The sequence below is a fragment of the Marinobacter sp. V032 genome, from assembly GCF_052645435.1.
The window spans coordinates 1,346,660-1,365,554 of the sequence record NZ_JBQXYE010000001.1 but is presented as its reverse complement, the minus strand read 5'-3'; the positions used below and the strand labels follow the sequence as shown (position 1 = coordinate 1,365,554).

The window sequence follows — 18,895 nt, the reverse complement described above, 5'->3', positions numbered from 1 at the left end:
AGAAAAGCGTAGCGAAGGGGCAGATCGGGTTACAATTAGCCAGCTTGGTTAAAAATAAATCGATCTGACCCCTTTTTATTCCTGTTTGTAGCTTTTTAATTTTTCTTCTGACACAAAATATAGATTTCCCTTTGCCCTTGTGCATGCAACATAAAGTTTATTTTTTGTTGTTGCGGCCAGAGAGGAGAGTTGACCAGTTTCATATGATTTGAATGAATTAGGGTTTAGAACAACACAGACATCTCGGTAATGATCAAGCCCCTTAGTATTTCCCCAATTTTCCGTATTTCCAGGATATGAATTGCTTTTCTGGTAAAATAGCTTTACTACTGAGTCATTGTAGAAAACCTGTTCGATTGTTTCTTGGTCCTCTAATAACTTTAATTCCATAGTATCATCACGATGAGATTTAATTGATATTCCTATATTATCCTCGACGAATGAGCAGATGGTAGGGCCACATCTATAGCTGTGAGATAGTGACTCAAGGTCAACAGTATATCCTGCGCTACTCAATTTTTGGCAGTATGTATCAAATGAATTATGAAGATTTTTTTGAGTGTTGCCATCTCGACTTGTATCAAAAGTGTGTTGAAAAAAGTCCCCGACGAGCTTTATGTCTACGTTAGCTTTTGCAAGTTGGCAAACTAAGTTAAAATCATTTGCTGCGAAATCTTGGATTTCATCGATGAACACAGCATCGAAAAATGTTTCAATCCTTTCCAGAACTTCTGGAATTACACTGAATTCAATAAGTAATTTTGCGATTCGGCTTGAAAAAAGCCGTCGATTTTTATCGAAATAATGATCCCAAGTATTTTTTTTCTTTCTTTGAGCATACTTCGGAATTGGTTGGGTGAAATTTATACCTTTACATTTTATTTCATAATCACAAAGTGGCCTATAGCAAAATGAATATAGAAACGTAAAGTAGCTATAGACCCGTACTCCATCGGGTATTTTTCCAAGCTTCTGAATTATTTTGCTTTTTAAGTGCTGGGTGTTGTTATCTGTGTAAGTGATAATAAGATACTTACTATCACTTTCCACTCTATCAAGAATGCTTGTTGTCTTTCCCGACCCTGCAACAGCAAAAACTACTCGTTTATCCATGTAATTGCCTGCTTAATATATTCCGGTGTGATTAGCTTATCTGATTTTTTATCTGCCAATCGAAAAGAACATTCAGACTTGTTATCCAACATAAAATCAAGGGAGGCTTTTTTTATGTTGCCTCCGGAAAATAATTCATTACATACTTTTTCATTATCTGCGTGAATGCATACTTCAAACGTGTAGCGAGAATTATCTTGATCAGAAAAAACCTTAATATTGTCAGAAGTGAAGTCTTTGTAGTTTTCAACACAGTTTTTTTGGTAATCTTGATCATTATCTCGTATTACTGCCGTTTTTATACCTAATACTTTCCCTAACTCCATGTATCTTTTGAAGCTTGTTCCACCAACTGAAATAACGTGAATACAATCTTGTTCAAGGCTCCTTTTAGTTTCATTAGCATAAAGAGAATCCATCAAGATATACTCAGCGTCACCTTCTACTAAAATAACCTTATCAGATAAGACGAACTCAAGAATGTTATTATCTGGTGCTTTCATAAAGAACTTTGCAGTTGGTTCGGAAACATCCTTTAGTTTTATTGGCGTTTCACTTGAACTATTAATAAGTATGGACTTTCTTAGATCAAGGCGCGTGCTAACTAAACTGTTGTGTGTAGCAAGGATAATCTGATTTTGGTGTGAAGCAGAAATTTTATTGATCAAACGCTTCATGTTTAAGTGGCTGAGGTGATTTTCTGGTTCTTCTAGTAGAAGAATATCTATGTTCTTCTTGTCCGTTTTTTTCGCAAGAGCAAATTCCGTCTTTATAAAACACTGCTGGCCCTTTCCGCGCTCATCAATTGGTATATCGTTTTGCGTTAGCGTGATATCGGTTTCTAGGTTTGATTTTGAACCTGAACGCACACTAAAATCGTATTCACCAAGTGAATTATTTACCGTTTTCAGGTGTTCTTCTCTAAACTGAATTTTTTGTTGCCGATATTCATTCTTTAAAGATATTCTAGTTGAATAGTCTATTGATGCATCATAGATTGTTTTAATGTATTCCCTATTTGCATATTCACTATTTATCTTTGAACTATCGATAGTTAATGTCTTTAAAAATTGACGATACCCTGAATAAGCCTCACCATTAAAAGTGAAAAACCTTGCAATATAAAATTCATAGGGAAAATTCTTTTCACCTGATTTGAGAACCTCATTTATCTCCGCTGACAACTCTTCATTTGGCTCGCAAACCAAATGTAAGCCACTTGCATTTAAACCATCAGTGTTATGTTTTCCATACAAATCCGGATCACTTTCATCATTTAGAAAAATTTCTATATGAATCTTGGGTAAATTATCAAATGTTTTCTCACCAAGAAAATAACTTTTGACTGAACCTTTGTTTAGTAGTGATTCAATGCTAGATGATTCAACTCTATTTCGGTTGCCGCTCGAAACCAAGTCAATAGCCTGAAGAATGGTACTTTTCCCTGATTCATTGTCCCCTATAATTGTGTTTATTCCTTGTTCAAATTTCAACTCAAGTTTCTCGAAACGTTTGAAATTAATCAACTTAAGCTTTTTTATGTATTGCATGTATTTTCAACCCTGAATAAATTCTTCTTTCTGGTTTATATAATTGGTTAGATTCTGAAGTTTACGATGATGTTTGGGTGCCGTATAACAGTGGTTAGATAGCACTCTGCATGATTGCGTAAATCTGACAGCTTCATCATTACCCGCAACCACCCCCGAAATAACCGAAAAATTCACTACAAAACAAAGTATTAATCACACTCAACATAATCCGCCACCGCAATCATCTGCGCGCTATATGATTGCAATAACTAAGCATCACCAAAACGCCCCCGCCATCCGCTCAAACCAAGACGACGAGCAAACACCAAACAAAAAAGGAACGAAGCGTTAAGAGAAAAGTGCGGTTTTCGGAAAGGCACTAAAAAATCCATTTCATACCCCCACCAACCATTCCCTACGCTGGCTATTTCAATGACGTGATTGAGCGCCTAAAGCGCGGTAATTTCTTATCGTTTATGTAGGTTATAGCGGGGGATAAAAGAGGGGGCAAATCTATCTCGTAACAGCAATTAAAACTGATGTGAAATCGGGCTGCGCAAGCGCTGCTCCATGGGTTTGGGGTAAGCCTCAGTCAAACTCACCCGGTCACACCCCTGGAACTGACTGAACGTTTTGAGGGCCTCTGTAAACGCCGTCACGATCTGGTCGTCATCAAAGGTATGTGGTTCAAAATAGAGCGACTTGATTTCCAACAACCGGTCCTTTCTGTGGGCTTTACAGTCCATCCGCCCAACAAACTGATCACGGTAGAGTAGCGGCAGGCAAAAGTAGCCGTATTGGCGCTTGGCGGCGGGCACGTAGCATTCAATTTGGTAGTCGTAACGGAAAAGCGATTTTAGGCGTTCGCGTTGGATCACGCTGTTGTCGAATGGGGAGAGTATCAGCATGCGGTTGCTCACCCGTGGCATGGGGCGTTCAAGTGCGCCCGCTTCTACCAGTAAGACTTCGCCACTGCTGAGTTTGATCTGCTCTAAGGCACCCTGCCCCACGCTTTCGTTTACCAGGGTTTTGACTGCTTGGCGCAGCCCCGCATTGCGGCGCAGGTAGGTGATGCCCTTGAGTGAGGCCACGCCGTGGCAGCGTAATTGCTGGTCTATCAGGTGCGCGGCAAACTCGTCGGTGGTGGGCGTTGTGGTATCGACGTGCGACGGCAGTACGCGCTCGGTCAGGTCGTAGGTTTTCTGGAAGCCTGTGCGGTCACTGACCATCAGGTCGCCTTGCATGTAGAGCTGCTCGAGGGCTTTTTTGGCGGGCTTCCAGTCCCACCAGCCTGCGCTCTTTGTTCTGTTGGTTTCGAGATCACGGGAGCGGAGGGGGCCATCGGTGCGTATGCGCGCCAGCAGTTCGCCCATGAGTTGCTTGTCCGGATTTCTGAACCAGTGGGTCTGGCCGCTTTTGATTGTCTGCTTGTAGGGTAAGGAGAAGCGGAAATCAGCCATCGGCAGAAAGGCGGCTGCGTGGGACCAATATTCGAAGATGTCGCCATCGACCAGCATCTGGTTGGTCATGGCGGGGTCGAATTGCGGCACTCGGGTGTGCAACACATGATGATGCGCGCGCTCGACAACGGAGATGGTGTCGATCTGCACGTAACCGATGTGATTAATTGCTTGCCGACAGCCGGCCAAGCCACTCCCAAAGGGTTTGGCCTGCAACAAGCCTTGAGCCGCGAGGGCGAGACGACGCAGGCGGGCCAGATCGTGTGGGCGCTTGAGCTCTATCATCGCTGACCCAACCGGTTCATCAAGCCCCCGCCGCCTGCGGCGAAAAACGCTGATCCCAGGTACGTTCAAAGGCCTCAAACAAGCTGTCCGTCGCCAGTGCCAGCAAGCCGATCAGTATGGCGCCTTGTAGTACATAGGCGGTGTTGCCGTTGACCAGCCCTGCAATAACCGGATCGCCCAGCGTGCGGGCGCCGATGGTGGAGCCGATGGCAGCGGTGGCGATGTTGATGGTGACCGATGTGCGGATGCCAGCGAGGATGATGCGACCAGCCAGCGGGAGCTCGACCCGCACGAGCACTTGCAGGGGTGACATGCCCATGCCTTGCGCGGCTTCGCGTACTGCGGGATTGATGCCGTTGAGGCCAACCAGGGTGTTGCGCAGGATGGGCAACAGGCCGTAAAGCACCAGCGCGACCAGCGTGGGCCCTTCGCCAAAGCCGACAACCGGTACCGCCAGCGCCAGCACGGCAACGGGCGGGAAGGTCTGGCCGATGGAGGCGATCTGGCTGACCAGTGGCAGGAAGTCACGCCCTGCTTTGCGGGTTACAAAGATGCCGCCAGCCACTGCTGTAAGGGTGCCGATGGTGGCGGATATCAACACCAGCATCACGTGGTTCTGCAGCAGAAACAGAAAGCTCTCGCGCTGGTAGATCACGCTTTGTTTATCGGGCTGCACCCACTGGAATACGGGTTCCAGCAGGGGCATGGCCAGACACAAGCCGATGAGTGCGGTGATGAGCACTATTGGCGATAACCAGACGCGCATCAGGCACCGCCCTGCATGAGAATCTCCCGACTCAGTACGCCGGTTTCTTCGCCGTTGGTGTTGAATACCGCGACTTGTGGCAGGTCTTGCCAGAGCATGACCGACAGCGCCAGTCGCAGGCTGTCTTCCTCGTTAAGGCCGTCTGCACCCGGTTCGGCGGGGCGCGGGAGTTCGTGGGGTGTCATCAGGTCGCGCACCGGGCGCAGGCCCATCAGTTTGAGGCCCCGGTCCTGTTTGCCCACGAGGTTTTCAACAAAATCGGACGCTGGTCGGCGCAGGATGTTTTCCGGCGTGTCGTGCTGGATGATGCGCCCCTGATCCATAACCGCAATGCGGGTCGCCAGGCGCAGGGCTTCGTCGATATCGTGGGTGACAAATACGGTGGTCTTGCGCACCTGCCGCTGGATGCGCAGCATCTCAAGCTGCAGGTTCTCGCGGGTGATGGCATCCAGCGCGCCAAAGGGTTCGTCCATCAGCAGGATATTGGGATCGGCCGCCAGTGCCCGCGCGACGCCGACCCGCTGGGCCTGACCGCCGGACAACTGATGCGGATACTGATTACTGTAAGTTTGCGGATCAAGGTCCAGCAGGGTGAGCAGTTCGTGTACCCGGGCGTCGATTTTCTCCCGTGGCCATTTGAGCAGGTCCGGCACCAGGCCGATATTGCGGGCGACGGTCCAGTGGGGGAACAACCCGGTGCCCTGTATCACGTAGCCCATATTGAGGCGCAGTTTCTGGGCATCCATGTCGTTGATGTCTTCCCCGTCTACCCGGATATCGCCGCTGCTGTGGGGCAGCAGGCGGTTGATCATCCGCAGCGTGGTGGATTTGCCGCAGCCGGAGCTGCCGACCAGCACGCACACTTCGCCGGTTTCGATGGTCAGGTCGATATGATCAACGGCGGTGATATTGCCGAATCGTCGGGTGACACTTTTGAGTTCGATCATCCGGTCTGCTTCCTTTTGCGTCAGGCAGTGGTTTCCCGACTGGCCGGCATGAATTTGAGACTGGCGCCCAGCATCGAGAACAGGGCATCGGCCGCGAGCGCCAGCAAAATCGTCGGCAACGCGCCCAGCAATACCAGGTCCATCGCGGCCTGGCCCAGCCCCTGAAAGATAAAGGTGCCGAAACCGCCGGCGCCGATCAATGCGGCAACTGCCGTAAGCCCGATGGCCTGAATGGTGGTGATGCGCACGCCTTCAATAATCACCGGCAAAGCCAGCGGTAATTTGACCCGCATGAACAGCTGGCGCTCGGTCATGCCCATGCCCCGCCCTGCGTCTACCACCGACTCGGGCACTTCAGTGAGCGCGACAAAGGTATTGCGCACCATTGGCAGCAGGCTGTAAGCGATCAATGCGAGCACAGCGGGTGCCCAGCCGATACCGTGAATGCCCAGCGTTTTCAGAACCGGGAAGGCTGCGGTCAAGGCGCTCAGGGGTGCAATGAGCAGTCCGAACAGTGCCAGGCTGGGAATGGTCTGCAGAAAGCTCACCATCCCCAGCATCGGCCGTTGCCAGGCGGGGCGGCGAATCATGGAAACCGCCAGCCACAGTGCGAACAGCAGGCTTATGCCCACGGCCCCGCCGGCCAGCGCCAGATGGATGCGCAGCGCCCTCCAGAATTCGTCTGGCCGGGTATTGAATTCCCGCACCAGCGACAGGCTTTCAAGTCCGTCGTCGCGGAACGTCACCAGCCAGGCGCCCAGCACCAGTAACCACATGGCGGCTTGCAGGCCGCGGGCGGTTTTCAGCCGGCCGAAGACTTCCACCAGCATCAGCGACAGCAGGAAGAGCAGCGTCCAGAAAGCCGCCCCAACAGACGAGCGGGCATAAGGCGCATCGGCCGGAAGGTGGCGGGCGGCGAAGAGTTCAAGCAGCAAAGGCAGTGTGGCCAGCCCAAGTCCCAGCAGGCCCACCAGCACATAGAACCGGCCCCGGAAGGGCGAAACGCTGAGGATGGCGACGCACAGCAGGCCAAAGGTCAGCAGCGCTGCGTTCATTCCACCTATCGCACCGGCAAGACCGTAACCGGTGCCGGGCACAATGCGGTTTGGCTGGATGACACCAAAATCCAGCCACCACACCAAAGCAATGGCGATCACACTGAGAAGCGGGATGACCTTGTTTGGCATCACCGTATTGCGGATCACCTTTCTGCGTATCGCCTTTCCAGGCCAGGCAAACTTGCGGGGCAAACTTTAATCCTGAGCGACGCTATCCAGGAATTTTTTGGCCACTTGCGCTGCAGGGGCCCCGTTCACGGCCACTTCGCCGTTAAGGCGCTGCAGGGTTTCCAGATCAAGCGCCTCGAACACCGGCTTCAACAGGTCCTTGATCTCGGGATAGGCCTTGAGCACGGATTCGCGAATGATCGGTGCTGGCTGATAAACCGGCTGAACGCCGCGGGTATCTTCCATTACCTTGAGATCCAGCGCGTTGAGCCCGCCGTCAGTGCCGTAGGTCATGGCGCCATTGACGTCGTTATTGTTGAGAGCCGCTGCGCGCAGGGTAGCCGCTGTGTTGCCGCCGGAGAGGGTCAGCAGCTGGCCGGAGTTGAGTTTGAAGCCGTAGGCTTCCTGGAACGCCGGCAGCGCGCTGGCTGATTCGACAAATTCTGAACTGGCCGCAAACTTGAAATCGCCGCCGTCGTTGATGTACTTGGCCAGATCATCCAGCGTGTTCAGGTTGTGTTCCCGCGCCAGATCGCCACGGACGCTCATCGCCCAGGTGTTGTTGGCATCGGCCGGCGTCAGCCAGACGATCTTGTTGGCGTCGTAATCAAGCTCGGCTGCGCGTTCGTAGGCTTTGCCTGCATCTTTCCATACCGGGCTGTCGGCTTCGTCAAAGAAAAAGGCCGCGTTGCCGGTGTATTCCGGATAGATATCGATTTCGCCCGCTGTAATGGCACTGCGCACAATACTGGTGCCACCCAGCTGGATTTTGTTCTCAACCGGGATGCCGGCGCCCTCCAGCCGTTGCAGAATCATCTGCCCCAGCACCGAGCCTTCCGTATCAATTTTCGATGAGACCACCACAGGGTCGGCAGCCAGTGCAGGCACGGTGAATGTCATCAGCAAAACAGGGATAAACCGGCGGATGTGCGAAAGAAGGTTCACGACCACTCCTTTTGTAAGTTTTAAAACGGGTGCGATAGTTGCATTCAATACAGGGCAACCGGATGCAGGCGGGCCCGAACGTTCTATTGAGTTTATGCGACACCCATACGAAGGCAAGCCCAAAAAGGACGACTGCCCTGCCAATTCAGTTGCGGTTGCCGGTACCCGGCGCGCAAGGCGTAATTGCTGACAGGATGACACGTTTTTGAGCGGATTCAACGGCAACCAATGGCGTACAAAAGTTAACCATTTTATCGGGAAACAATTATCTGGATTCAGTGTCCAACGTTAAAAAGTAAACTAAGCTGAAATTAGAGTCGTAAATTAGAACATCCGCCTGACCGGGGTTCCGACACCGGCGAATTCCGTGCAGGACGGGCCCAACTCCCACTCATCCAACAATAATTGGAACGCCGGTGATCAGGCGATCCTGATTGAAGCGCATCGAGGAATTTTGAACGTGTAATCTGGCATATCACAATGCGAGCGAGGGGCGACTATGAGCATACTGCAGCATTTCAAGAACCGGTATGATTCCACTCAGGAAGAAGAATGCTCTCTTGAGGAATACCTGGAGATCTGCAAGCAAGATCCATCGGCCTATGCCACTGCGGCCGAGCGGATGTTAATGGCCATCGGCGAGCCGGAACTGATTGATACATCCCGCGATTCACGCCAGTCCCGTATTTTTTCCAACAAAGTCATCAAGCGTTATCCCGAATTTTCCGAGTTCTACGGCATGGAAGAAGCCGTGGAAAACATCGTCTCCTTCTTCCGCCACGCGGCCCAGGGCCTCGAAGAAAAGAAACAGATCCTCTACTTGCTGGGCCCGGTCGGCGGCGGTAAGTCATCCCTTGCCGAAAAGCTCAAGTACCTCATGCAGAAGGTGCCCTTTTACGCCATCAAAGGTTCGCCGGTAAATGAGTCGCCGCTGGGTCTGTTTGACCCGGGTGAAGACGGCGCCATTCTGCTGGAGGAATACGGCATTCCCACCCGTTACCTCAAGCCCATCATGTCACCCTGGGCGGTGAAACGACTGCATGAATACGGCGGCGATATCAGCCAGTTCCGTGTGGTGAAGCGCTATCCCTCGGTGCTTGACCAGATCGGCATATCCAAGACTGAACCCGGTGACGACAACAACCAGGATATTTCGGCCCTGGTGGGCAAGGTCAATATCCGCATGCTGGAAGAGTATTCCCAGGATGATCCGGATGCCTACAGTTTCTCCGGCGGGCTGAGCAAGGCGAATCAGGGCCTGATGGAGTTTGTCGAGATGTTCAAAGCGCCAATCAAGGTGCTGCATCCATTACTGACCGCGACTCAGGAAGGTAACTACAACACCACCGAAGGCATGGGTTCGGTGCCGTTTGACGGCATCATTCTGGCCCACTCCAACGAGTCGGAATGGCAGACTTTCCGCAACAACAAGCACAACGAGGCCTTCCTCGACAGGGTGTATATCGTCAAGGTGCCCTATTGCGTGCGAGTCAGCGAGGAGATCGACATCTACCGCAAGCTGCTGAGACACAGTTCGCTGCACGGCGCCCCCTGCGCACCGGATACGCTGGACATGCTGTCGCAGTTCTCGATTCTGTCGCGGCTGAAAGAGCCGGAAAACTCCAGCATCTTCTCCAAGATGCGGGTCTACGACGGTCAGAACATCAAGGATACCGACCCCAAAGCCAAGTCGATTCAGGAATACCGGGATTCCGCCGGCGTGAACGAAGGGATGGACGGGCTCTCGACCCGCTTTGCGTTCAAGATCCTGTCCAAGGTATTCAACTTCGATACCACCGAAGTGGCCGCCAACCCGGTGCACCTGCTGTATGTGCTGGAAAAGCAGATTGAACAGGAGCAATACCCCGCCGAGGTTCAGGAGCGCTACCTGCGTTTCATCAAGGAGTACCTGGCGCCCCACTACGTCGAGTTTATCGGCAAGGAAATCCAGACTGCTTATCTCGAAAGCTACAGCGAGTATGGCCAGAACCTGTTCGATCGTTACGTCACCTATGCCGACTTCTGGATTCAGGATCAGGAATACCGCGACCCTGAAACCGGCGAGATTCTCAACCGCTCGGCTATCAATGACGAGCTGGAGAAAATCGAGAAGCCGGCCGGCATCAGCAATCCCAAGGATTTCCGTAACGAGGTGGTCAACTTCGTCCTGCGGGCACGGGCCAACAACCAGGGGCAAAACCCCTCATGGCTCAGCTACGAGAAACTGCGCAGCGTGATCGAGAAGAAGATGTTCTCGAACACCGAAGACCTGCTGCCGGTGATCTCGTTCAACCCGAAGGCCTCGCAGGAAGACCAGAACAAGCACAAGCAGTTCGTCGAGCGGATGGTTGATCGCGGCTATACCGAAAAGCAGGTGCGCCTGCTGGCCGAGTGGTATCTGCGGGTCAGGAAGTCCCAGTAACGGCTCACGATTCAGTGCACGTTTATCTGGATCGACTACTTGAAAACAGGGTGACGACCACCCGGTTTAACTTCGGACGTCCGGGGTGTTCATGAGCATGTGAGGTGCAGGCCGCGCAGCAACCCACGCAGCCAATCGCAGGCTCGGAACAACCCCCACTACATCGGGGTTTCGTATGGGGATGACGCATATCATTGATCGCCGTCTCAACGGCAAAAACAAAAGCACCGTGAATCGCGAACGCTTTTTGCGGCGCTACCGTCATCACATCAAGAAAGCCGTATCAGAGGCTGTTCAGAAACGCTCCATCACCGATATTGAGCGGGGCGAAAGCGTGAGTATTCCGTCGCGGGATATTCAGGAGCCGATTTTTCACCATGGTTCCGGCGGCAACCGTGAAATGGTGCATCCGGGCAACAAGGACTTTGTCACTGGCGATACCCTGCCCAAACCCCAGGGCGGCGAAGGGGGCCAGGGTCAGGGAAAAGCCAGCCCCGATGGCGAAGGCATGGACGAGTTCGCCTTCCAGATCACCCAGGAAGAATTCCTTGATTTTCTGTTCGATGACCTCGAGCTGCCCAACCTTGCCCGCAAGAAGCTGAAAGATACCGAATCGTTCAAATACCAGCGGGCCGGGTTCTCGTCCCAGGGGATTCCCGCCAAGCTGGATGTGGTGCGCTCGCTACGGGGTGCTCACGCACGCAGGCTGGGGTTGGGCGGTGCCCGCAAACGCAAGATCCGCGAACTGGAAGCCCAGCTTGCCGAACTCAAGGCGCTGCCGGAGGAGACGGACCCTGCATTCAGCCACAAGGATCAGATTGCAGCGTTGGAGTCTGAGATCGACCGGCTGAAAAACAACATTCGCCGCATCCCGTGGATCGATGAAATCGACCTGCGCTACCGCCAGCACATCAAGAAACCCCAGCCCGCCACCAGCGCGGTGATGTTCTGCCTGATGGACGTTTCCGGCTCGATGACCCAGGTGCACAAGGACATCGCCAAGCGTTTTTTCATTCTGCTGTACCTGTTCCTGAAGAAGAACTACAAGCGGATCGAGGTGGTGTTTATTCGCCACCACACCAGCGCCAAGGAAGTGGACGAGGAAGAGTTTTTCTACTCCCGCGAAACCGGCGGCACGATTGTCTCCAGCGCGCTCAAACTGATGAAGCAGATTGTGGATGCCCGCTATTCGCCGTCGGAATGGAACATCTATGCCGCACAGGCATCGGATGGCGACAACTGGAACGATGACTCGCCCATCTGCAGCAAGATTCTGGCGGAGCAGATATTGCCGCTGGTGCAGTATTACTCCTATGTGGAGATTACGCCTCAGGATCACCAGATGCTGTGGTACGAGTACGAGAAGATTCTCGCCCAGGACCCGAACAACTTTGCCATGCAGCAGATTTCGGACCCCAGTGATATCTATCCGGTGTTCCGCCAGTTGTTTGAGAGGAAAGCCGCATGACCGACGATACTATCGACAAGCCCACCACCCAGACCGAGCCGATCTCAACCGGATCGGAATGGACCTTTGATCTTATCCGCCGCTATCAGGAGGAGATTGCCAAATGCGCGGAAGAGTTCGGGCTGGACACCTACCCCAACCAGATCGAGGTCATCAGTTCCGAGCAGATGATGGATGCCTACAGCTCCGTCGGCATGCCGGTCGGCTATAACCACTGGTCGTTCGGCAAGCAGTTTCTCAATACGTCCAAAGGCTACCAGCGCGGGCAGATGGGCCTTGCCTACGAGATCGTCATCAATTCGAATCCCTGCATCGCCTACCTGATGGAGGAAAACACCCTGCCGATGCAGGCGCTGGTGATCGCCCATGCGTCCTACGGCCACAACTCCTTCTTCAAGGGCAATTACCTGTTCCGCACCTGGACCGATGCCAGCGCGATCATCGATTATCTGGTGTTCGCGCGGAACTTCATTGCCGAGTGCGAGGAGCGCCACGGGGTGGATGCGGTGGAATCCATCCTCGATTCCTGTCATGCGTTGATGAACTACGGCGTTGATCGCTACAAGCGCCCTTCTCCGATTTCAGCCGCAGAAGAACAGCGGCGCCAGAAAGACCGCGAGGAATACCTGCAACGCCAGCTCAACGATCTGTGGCGCACGATCCCCCGCAATGAAGCTGATGACGACGCCCGTTCCCGCATGCGGGAACGCTACCCTGATGAGCCGCAGGAGAACCTGCTCTACTTCATCGAGAAAAATGCGCCCTTGCTGGAAACCTGGCAACGGGAAATCATCCGCATCGTGCGCAAGCTCGCCCAGTATTTTTATCCCCAACGCCAGACCCAGGTCATGAACGAAGGCTGGGCCAGTTTCTGGCATTACACCCTGATTCACCGGCTGTATGAGAAGAAACTGGTAACAGACGGTTTTATGCTCGAGCTGCTGCAAAGCCATACCGCCGTCATCTACCAACCGCCCTTCGACAGCCCCTGGTATTCGGGCATTAACCCGTACACGCTGGGTTTTTCGATCTACACTGACCTGCGCCGGATCTGCGAAAGCCCGACCGATGAAGACCGGGAATGGTTCCCGGATTATGCCGGCACTGACTGGATCGAAACCCTGCATTTCGCCATGAAGAACTTTAAGGACGAGAGCTTTATTCTGCAGTTCCTGTCGCCCAAGGTCATGCGCGACCTGAAGCTGTTTGCGATCCGCGATAACGAGGACGAAGACGTCTACCGGGTAACCGCCATTCACAACGATCCGGGCTATCGGGAATTGCGGGAAAAACTCGCTCGTCAGTACAACCTCAGCTTCCGCGAACCCAACATTCAGGTGTGGAACGTGGATGTGCGGGGCGATCGCTCACTGACCCTGCGTCACGTGCCGGTGGACAATGTGCCGATGGGCGACAGCACCCACGAAGTCCTGCGTCACGTTCACCGTATGTGGGGCTTCAACGTGCATCTCGAAAGCGTGGATGACGGCACCGTGGTGGAAGAATTTCACTGCCCGGTTCAGCCAATTGGCGGTGAATAAATCAGGCTTGGCCGTCACCTGGTTACGATTTTTCTTCTAAACTGCGATGAGCTTTTCATAACAACAATAACCGACAGGACAGACTTCCATGTCATCTTCACAACAGCACGTCTGCGTTATCGGCGCAGGCCCGAGCGGGCTCACTGCGGCCAAAAACTGCATTGAATCCGGCATTCCCGTTACCGTGTTTGAAAAGAACGACAAGGTGGGCGGCAACTGGGTGTTCAATTCCAGCACCGGCCATTCAAGCGTTTACGAAAACACCCATATCATCAGCTCGAAAGTCTGGTCTGAATACGAAGACTTTCCCATGCCGGCAGACTATCCCGCCTACCCGAACCACAAGCAATTACAGGCCTATTTCGAAAGCTACGCGCGGCACTTCGGTGTGATGGACAAGATCCGGTTCGGTCACACCGTAAAGCAGGTCACCCGCACAGAAGAGGGCCAGTGGGAGGTGCAGTACACCGACGAACAGGGCAAGGACGGAACAGCCAGCTTCAGCCATCTTATGGTCGCCAACGGCCATCACTGGAACCCCAAGTATCCCGAATACCCCGGCGAATTCACCGGCACTTTCATGCACTCTCACGACTTCAAGGGCGTGGATGACAGCTGGCGTGGCAAGCGGGTGCTGGTGATCGGCGCGGGCAATTCGGCATGTGATGTGGCTGTGGAAGCGGCCCGTTTGGCCGACAAGGTTGCCCTGAGCGTCCGCAGCCCCCAATGGTTTCTGCCCAAGTTCATGTTCGGCATGCCGTCCGATGTACTGAGCGCACGCAATTCATGGCTGCCGGGCAAAGTGCGCCAATTCCTGTTCACCCACCTGCTGCGGTTGCTGCAGGGCGACTATGCAAAAGCCTACGGGTTGCCCAAACCCACAACGCCGGTTTTGAGTCATCATCCGTCGCTCAATTCGGACCTGCTGGACTTTATTCGTCATGGCCGGGTAAAACCGCGACCGGCCATTCAGGCTCTCAACGGCCAATCAGTAGCGTTTGCTGACGGTCGGACGGAAGCGTTCGACATGATTGTCGCCTGCACCGGGTTCTGGATTTCCTTTCCGTTTTTTGACCCGTCACTTATTGATTTTCAGCATGCCGAGCGGGTGCCGTTGTATCGCAAGATGATGCACGCGGATTACGACAACCTGTATTTTATCGGCCTGTTTCAGCCGCTTGGTTGCATCTGGCCGCTGGCAGACTATCAGGCGAAACTCGCCTGTCAGGAGATACTGGGTTTCTATCAACGGCCCGCCAATATGCCGGCGGCAATCGACCACGAGATCAACCATCCGCACCTGGATTTTGACAAGGGCAGCCGGCATTCCACGGAAGTGGACTATCACCTGTTCAGAAAGGAACTGGCTGAGGGGCTGAAACAGGCGGGCATTGATATCGGCAAAGCGCCGGAGGGCATGCCGGGGCGCTACAAGCACTTCCGCCAGCCCGCGCGAAGCGATCAACAGCCATCAGCGCAACCCGAATTGAGCGCCTGATGAGCGAGTCCAATATGCCCTCAAACCCTGCGCGACCAACCATCGTGATGATACACGGCATGTGGTGCCAGCCCTCGGTGTGGCGTCACTGGCATCGTCTGCTGGACACGGCCGGTTACCACTGCCTTGCGATCCGCCTGCCGGGCCATCGCCCTGACCCGGATCGCAGAACCCTCAACCTGCTCGGCAAAACCCGGCTGCACGACTATGTCGCCACGGCCCGTGCGGTGATCGAAACCCTGCCCCGACCGCCCATTGTGATCGGCCATTCCCTGGGCGGACTGATTGCCCAGAAACTGGCAACCGAAGTGCCTCTGGCGGCTGCGGTTCTGCTCAATAGCGCGGCGCCCGGCGCGGTGTTTCCGCTGCGCCCAGTGGCGGTGCCCGGTATTTATCGCCATTTTCTGCACCCCAACCTGCGGCGTCAGCCTTTCCGGCTTAGCGATGCGGAGGCACGCTATCTGGTGCTCAACAAAATGCCCGCGAACCGGCAGCAACCTGTGCTTGACGGCCTGGTGTATGAATCCGGAAGAGTGGTGTATGAAGTCGCGTTCGGGCCACTGAATCTGATGAAGACCAACACCGTCGATAAAGAGGTTATCAGTTGCCCGATGCTGTCGATTGCCGGCCAGGAAGACCGCATTGTCCCGGTCAGCGTCAGCCGCAATATGGCCAAGTGGTACGACTCACGACTGGAATACTGGGAGTACCCGGAGCATGCCCACTGGTTGCTGGGTGAGCCCGGCTGGGACAGCGTCGCAAACCGGACATTGAAATGGCTGGAAAAACATACCGGCGGGTACCATCCCTGACAGTGCGAATGCAGCGAAGCTCAACCCAGCGCCAGAATCGCCTGCCACTGCGCCTGGGTAACCGGCATCACCGACAAACGCATTCCACGACGCACCAGCGGGAAGTCCGATAGCGCCGGCGCCGCCTTGATCGCCTGCAGCGGTATCAACTCGGGTAGCTTGCGCTCGAACTGCAGATCAACGGCTTGCCACCTGGGTTTTTCGGGCGTGCTTTTGGGGTCGTGATACGGCGACTCACTATTGAACTGGGTCGGGTCCGGGTAGGCCGCCCGCACCACTCTGACAATGCCCGCCACGCCGATATGCTGACAGCTTGAGTGATACACCATCACCGCGTCCCCGACCGCCATCTGTGCCATAAAGTTGCGCGCCTGATAGTTCCGCACGCCGTCCCATGGAATGGTCCTGTCCGGCGCCGCGACGAAATCATCGATGCTGCATTCAGACGGTTCACTCTTTACCAGCCAGCAGGCCATGGTTTGTTCCTTTTGTTGACAAGGTCGGGTGCTTGCAGCGTATCGGCTGCGCGTGTTGTGAGGTTTTCAAAACTTGATGCAGGCTCCCTGAACTCTTGGTAACGCCACATTCATCTGGTGTCTTGGTAACGTGCCGGTAACCTGAGGCCAGCATCACGCCGGTCCAGTGATTTCAAGAACAACCAAGAAGGCATTATATGAAAAAAACATTTCAGGGTTTAGTGGCGGCTGCCGCTTTGGTACCCACTTTCGCTGCCGCAGAAGGGCTCAGCTATAACTACCTCGAAGGTGGTCTGGCGCTCTATCCCAATTTCGATTCCCAAGACTACCTTGGCGTTGTTGGCCGTGGCTCCTTTGCCCTCGACGAGCACTTCTTCGCCTTCGGTGGTCTTAAATACCTTGAAGATGACATTGATCTCACCGCGATGCACATCGGCGGCGGCTACCGTCACGGGCTGGACGCAAAGACTGATGTGTGGGGCGGCGTGACGGCGGAATACCAGGAATACGATCACAACCACCATCACGGCGACGTTGACGACACCGCACTGGGTCTTCGCGGCGGCCTTCGGCATCAGCTGAACGAGAAACTGGAACTGGGCGCCAGTGCCCGGGTGATCACCGGCGATCTGGATTACGTTGGCCTGACCGGCACCGGTCGCTATGCGATCCAGGAAAACGTCAAGCTCTTCGCTGAAGCCGATCTGTATGACAGCGAGCTGGGTCTGCTGGGAGGTGTGACGGTCGAATTCTGACCGCCGCTTTGCAGCACGATTGAAGGCGTCATAAGCTGACGGCAGCGCCTTCAATCGTGACCCCGGGCACGGCTCAGAACTGCAGGGTCAGTCGCCCGGTCAGCCGTGGATTGTCATCCCGGTATTCGGAATCCACAGTCAATGGCTTGCCAAATTCGAGGTAGGCGACGGCGCGATTCGTCAGCATCCGCAACCCCACCCCCGAGGCCGCAGCGGAAGCGCTGTCATCCGTTTCATTTTCCCAGGCAGCGGCAACCCCGTAGTAAAGATAGGGCACCCATCGGACACTTCCAAAATAGCGGGTCGTGTTGAATCCCCTGCGCAGTTCCAGTTTAGTCCCGGCACCGGAATCCCCACTGAACTCGCCAGGCTCATAAGCCTTGGCAAACTGACTACCGCCAATGGAGAAACGCTGGGAATAAGGGAGATTATCCTCTGAATACTGACCGGCCAGATCCCAGCGCAGCGAGAAATCGGCAGGCAAATTCTGCCAGAGCGTATATTCCGCCTCCAGATACTGGAACTCCAGATCAATGCCGTCATCGGCATCCACCCCGGTCCGGGCGGCCCCCATAATCTCAAGACCAGCGCGTCCGTTTAGCGCAATGCGTGACGTTCGACCATTCCCCCGCAAATAGGTGCGCACGCCCAACTCACCAATTCGCAGCGCCTCGTCGATCTCGGTGATATCGCCACGTTCCCGCGTGTAGTCGCGCAAAATCAGCGCGCCATTGAAGGACATTTCGAGCCCATCCTGCGACAACAGGTCGTGATTCCACAGGATGCGGGACCACATGCGGCGGTATACCGTACTGGGGCTGGTCGTCTCATCCTGCGGCACGGCCCGGGCTGAACTGATATCCACATAAAGCACATTGCGGGTTGATAGCGGCAGGCTGATCCCCCCGTCCACATTGCGATATCCAGCTGAATCAACCGTGTGCAATGCCGAAAGGTACATCTCGCCAATGGCTTCAGCAGGGCCGTAAACTCTTACACTTGCGCCCACCAGATGTTGCCCCAGGCGCTGGCTGCCCTCAGCACTGTAGGTCAGTTCCCCTTCTACCCGGCTGGCAACCTCAACGTTGAGCTGATAACCCGCTGGCCCCAAAGCACCCGGACCGACGGTGGTCGTCAGCCCCATGCCGGTGGCGCTTTCGATGGCGCGGGCAAAGCGGTCGATATCAGCTGTCGATACCGGCCCCCGGCCGATCACCGGCTCAGCCTGGCGACGCACGGCTTTGCGCTGCTCCTCGGAACCACCCGTAACATGCAGGGTATCGATAAATGGCTCCGTGACCTGAACACGCAGGATCTGCTCCGCTTCAGGGTGCAGGGACACGGTAACCTCGGGTTCGAGGTAGCCCTGGTCGGTATAGAATGCAATAACGCGCAGGCGGATGGCGTCTCTTTTTGCGGCGTCTGGAAACTCGCCCAGACTGTCCTCATACAAGGGCAAAAGACGATTCGCACTGAACGCCGTGACCCCCTCAAAAACGACCGCGCCAATGACGGTATCCAGGCGAGTGGCGGCCTCTGCCGTGCCGATAAGTGCCCACATCAGGCAGACACAATAAATAACGTTTAAACGCATGGAACTCGTCACGTGGCGGTTTATTATGGTGTCAGACTAGCGGCATAGTGCCGGT

15 protein-coding genes are annotated in these 18,895 nt (G+C 54.2%); 6 read left to right on the top strand and 9 right to left on the bottom strand.

Annotated elements, in window-relative coordinates; all coding sequences use genetic code 11:
- Window positions 1–75: 75 nt before the first annotated feature.
- The 7 genes from ACUN9X_RS06225 to osmF all read right to left on the bottom strand — a co-directional run bounded on the left by ACUN9X_RS06225 (window position 76) and on the right by osmF (window position 8,229).
- The gene (locus tag ACUN9X_RS06225) at window positions 76–1,113 is read right to left on the bottom strand and encodes a DNA helicase UvrD (protein WP_445472510.1); all 1,038 of its coding nucleotides are present in this window, start codon (window positions 1,111–1,113) and stop codon (window positions 76–78) included.
- Complete coding sequence (locus ACUN9X_RS06220) at window positions 1,098–2,663, bottom strand: ATP-dependent nuclease (protein WP_445472509.1); 1,566 nt, start codon at window positions 2,661–2,663, stop codon at window positions 1,098–1,100. Before ACUN9X_RS06220 ends, ACUN9X_RS06225 begins: the two co-directional genes overlap by 16 nt.
- Before the next feature lie 512 nt (window positions 2,664–3,175).
- Window positions 3,176–4,390: a winged helix-turn-helix domain-containing protein gene (locus tag ACUN9X_RS06215; protein ID WP_445472508.1), complete on the bottom strand. Its 1,215-nt coding sequence runs from the start codon at window positions 4,388–4,390 to the stop codon at window positions 3,176–3,178.
- A 19-nt stretch (window positions 4,391–4,409) separates the two neighbouring features.
- Window positions 4,410–5,156: an ABC transporter permease gene (locus ACUN9X_RS06210; protein ID WP_260038945.1), complete on the bottom strand. Its 747-nt coding sequence runs from the start codon at window positions 5,154–5,156 to the stop codon at window positions 4,410–4,412.
- The gene (locus ACUN9X_RS06205) at window positions 5,156–6,103 is read right to left on the bottom strand and encodes an ABC transporter ATP-binding protein (protein ID WP_445472507.1); all 948 of its coding nucleotides are present in this window, start codon (window positions 6,101–6,103) and stop codon (window positions 5,156–5,158) included. The genes ACUN9X_RS06210 and ACUN9X_RS06205 overlap by 1 nt, the downstream gene beginning before the upstream one ends.
- Before the next feature lie 20 nt (window positions 6,104–6,123).
- Window positions 6,124–7,290: an ABC transporter permease gene (locus tag ACUN9X_RS06200; protein WP_445473188.1), complete on the bottom strand. Its 1,167-nt coding sequence runs from the start codon at window positions 7,288–7,290 to the stop codon at window positions 6,124–6,126.
- Window positions 7,291–7,356: 66 nt separating this feature from the next.
- A complete protein-coding gene (gene osmF, locus ACUN9X_RS06195) occupies window positions 7,357–8,229 on the bottom strand; it encodes a glycine betaine ABC transporter substrate-binding protein OsmF (RefSeq protein WP_445473187.1) in 873 nt (290 codons plus the stop codon).
- 544 nt (window positions 8,230–8,773) lie between these two features.
- Here osmF and ACUN9X_RS06190 point away from each other — a divergent pair.
- From ACUN9X_RS06190 to ACUN9X_RS06170, 5 genes are all read left to right on the top strand, one after another.
- Window positions 8,774–10,696 (top strand): PrkA family serine protein kinase, encoded by a 1,923-nt coding sequence (locus ACUN9X_RS06190; protein WP_260038943.1) that lies wholly within the window; start codon window positions 8,774–8,776, stop codon window positions 10,694–10,696.
- 175 nt (window positions 10,697–10,871) lie between these two features.
- Window positions 10,872–12,164 carry a YeaH/YhbH family protein gene (locus ACUN9X_RS06185; protein ID WP_445472506.1) on the top strand — a complete coding sequence of 431 codons (1,293 nt, stop codon included), beginning with the start codon at window positions 10,872–10,874 and terminating at the stop codon, window positions 12,162–12,164.
- The gene (locus tag ACUN9X_RS06180) at window positions 12,161–13,705 is read left to right on the top strand and encodes a SpoVR family protein (RefSeq protein ID WP_445472505.1); all 1,545 of its coding nucleotides are present in this window, start codon (window positions 12,161–12,163) and stop codon (window positions 13,703–13,705) included. The genes ACUN9X_RS06185 and ACUN9X_RS06180 overlap by 4 nt, the downstream gene beginning before the upstream one ends.
- 88 nt (window positions 13,706–13,793) lie before the next feature.
- Window positions 13,794–15,203, top strand: a complete 1,410-nt coding sequence (locus ACUN9X_RS06175) for a flavin-containing monooxygenase (protein ID WP_445472504.1) — start codon at window positions 13,794–13,796, stop codon at window positions 15,201–15,203.
- Entirely contained in the window at window positions 15,203–16,015 is an 813-nt protein-coding gene (locus tag ACUN9X_RS06170; RefSeq protein WP_445472503.1) for an alpha/beta hydrolase, read from the top strand. Before ACUN9X_RS06175 ends, ACUN9X_RS06170 begins: the two co-directional genes overlap by 1 nt.
- Before the next feature lie 20 nt (window positions 16,016–16,035).
- Here ACUN9X_RS06170 and ACUN9X_RS06165 read toward each other — a convergent pair whose 3' ends face one another.
- Window positions 16,036–16,491, bottom strand: a complete 456-nt coding sequence (locus tag ACUN9X_RS06165; protein ID WP_445472502.1) for an EVE domain-containing protein — start codon at window positions 16,489–16,491, stop codon at window positions 16,036–16,038.
- Between the two features lie 197 nt (window positions 16,492–16,688).
- On the opposite strand from ACUN9X_RS06165, the gene ACUN9X_RS06160 reads away from it, so the two are divergent.
- Window positions 16,689–17,246 carry a hypothetical protein gene (locus ACUN9X_RS06160; protein WP_445472501.1) on the top strand — a complete coding sequence of 186 codons (558 nt, stop codon included), beginning with the start codon at window positions 16,689–16,691 and terminating at the stop codon, window positions 17,244–17,246.
- Window positions 17,247–17,319: 73 nt separating this feature from the next.
- On the opposite strand, the gene ACUN9X_RS06155 is transcribed toward ACUN9X_RS06160, so the two are convergent.
- Entirely contained in the window at window positions 17,320–18,840 is a 1,521-nt protein-coding gene (locus ACUN9X_RS06155; RefSeq protein WP_445472500.1) for a ShlB/FhaC/HecB family hemolysin secretion/activation protein, read from the bottom strand.
- Window positions 18,841–18,895 lie beyond the last annotated feature (55 nt).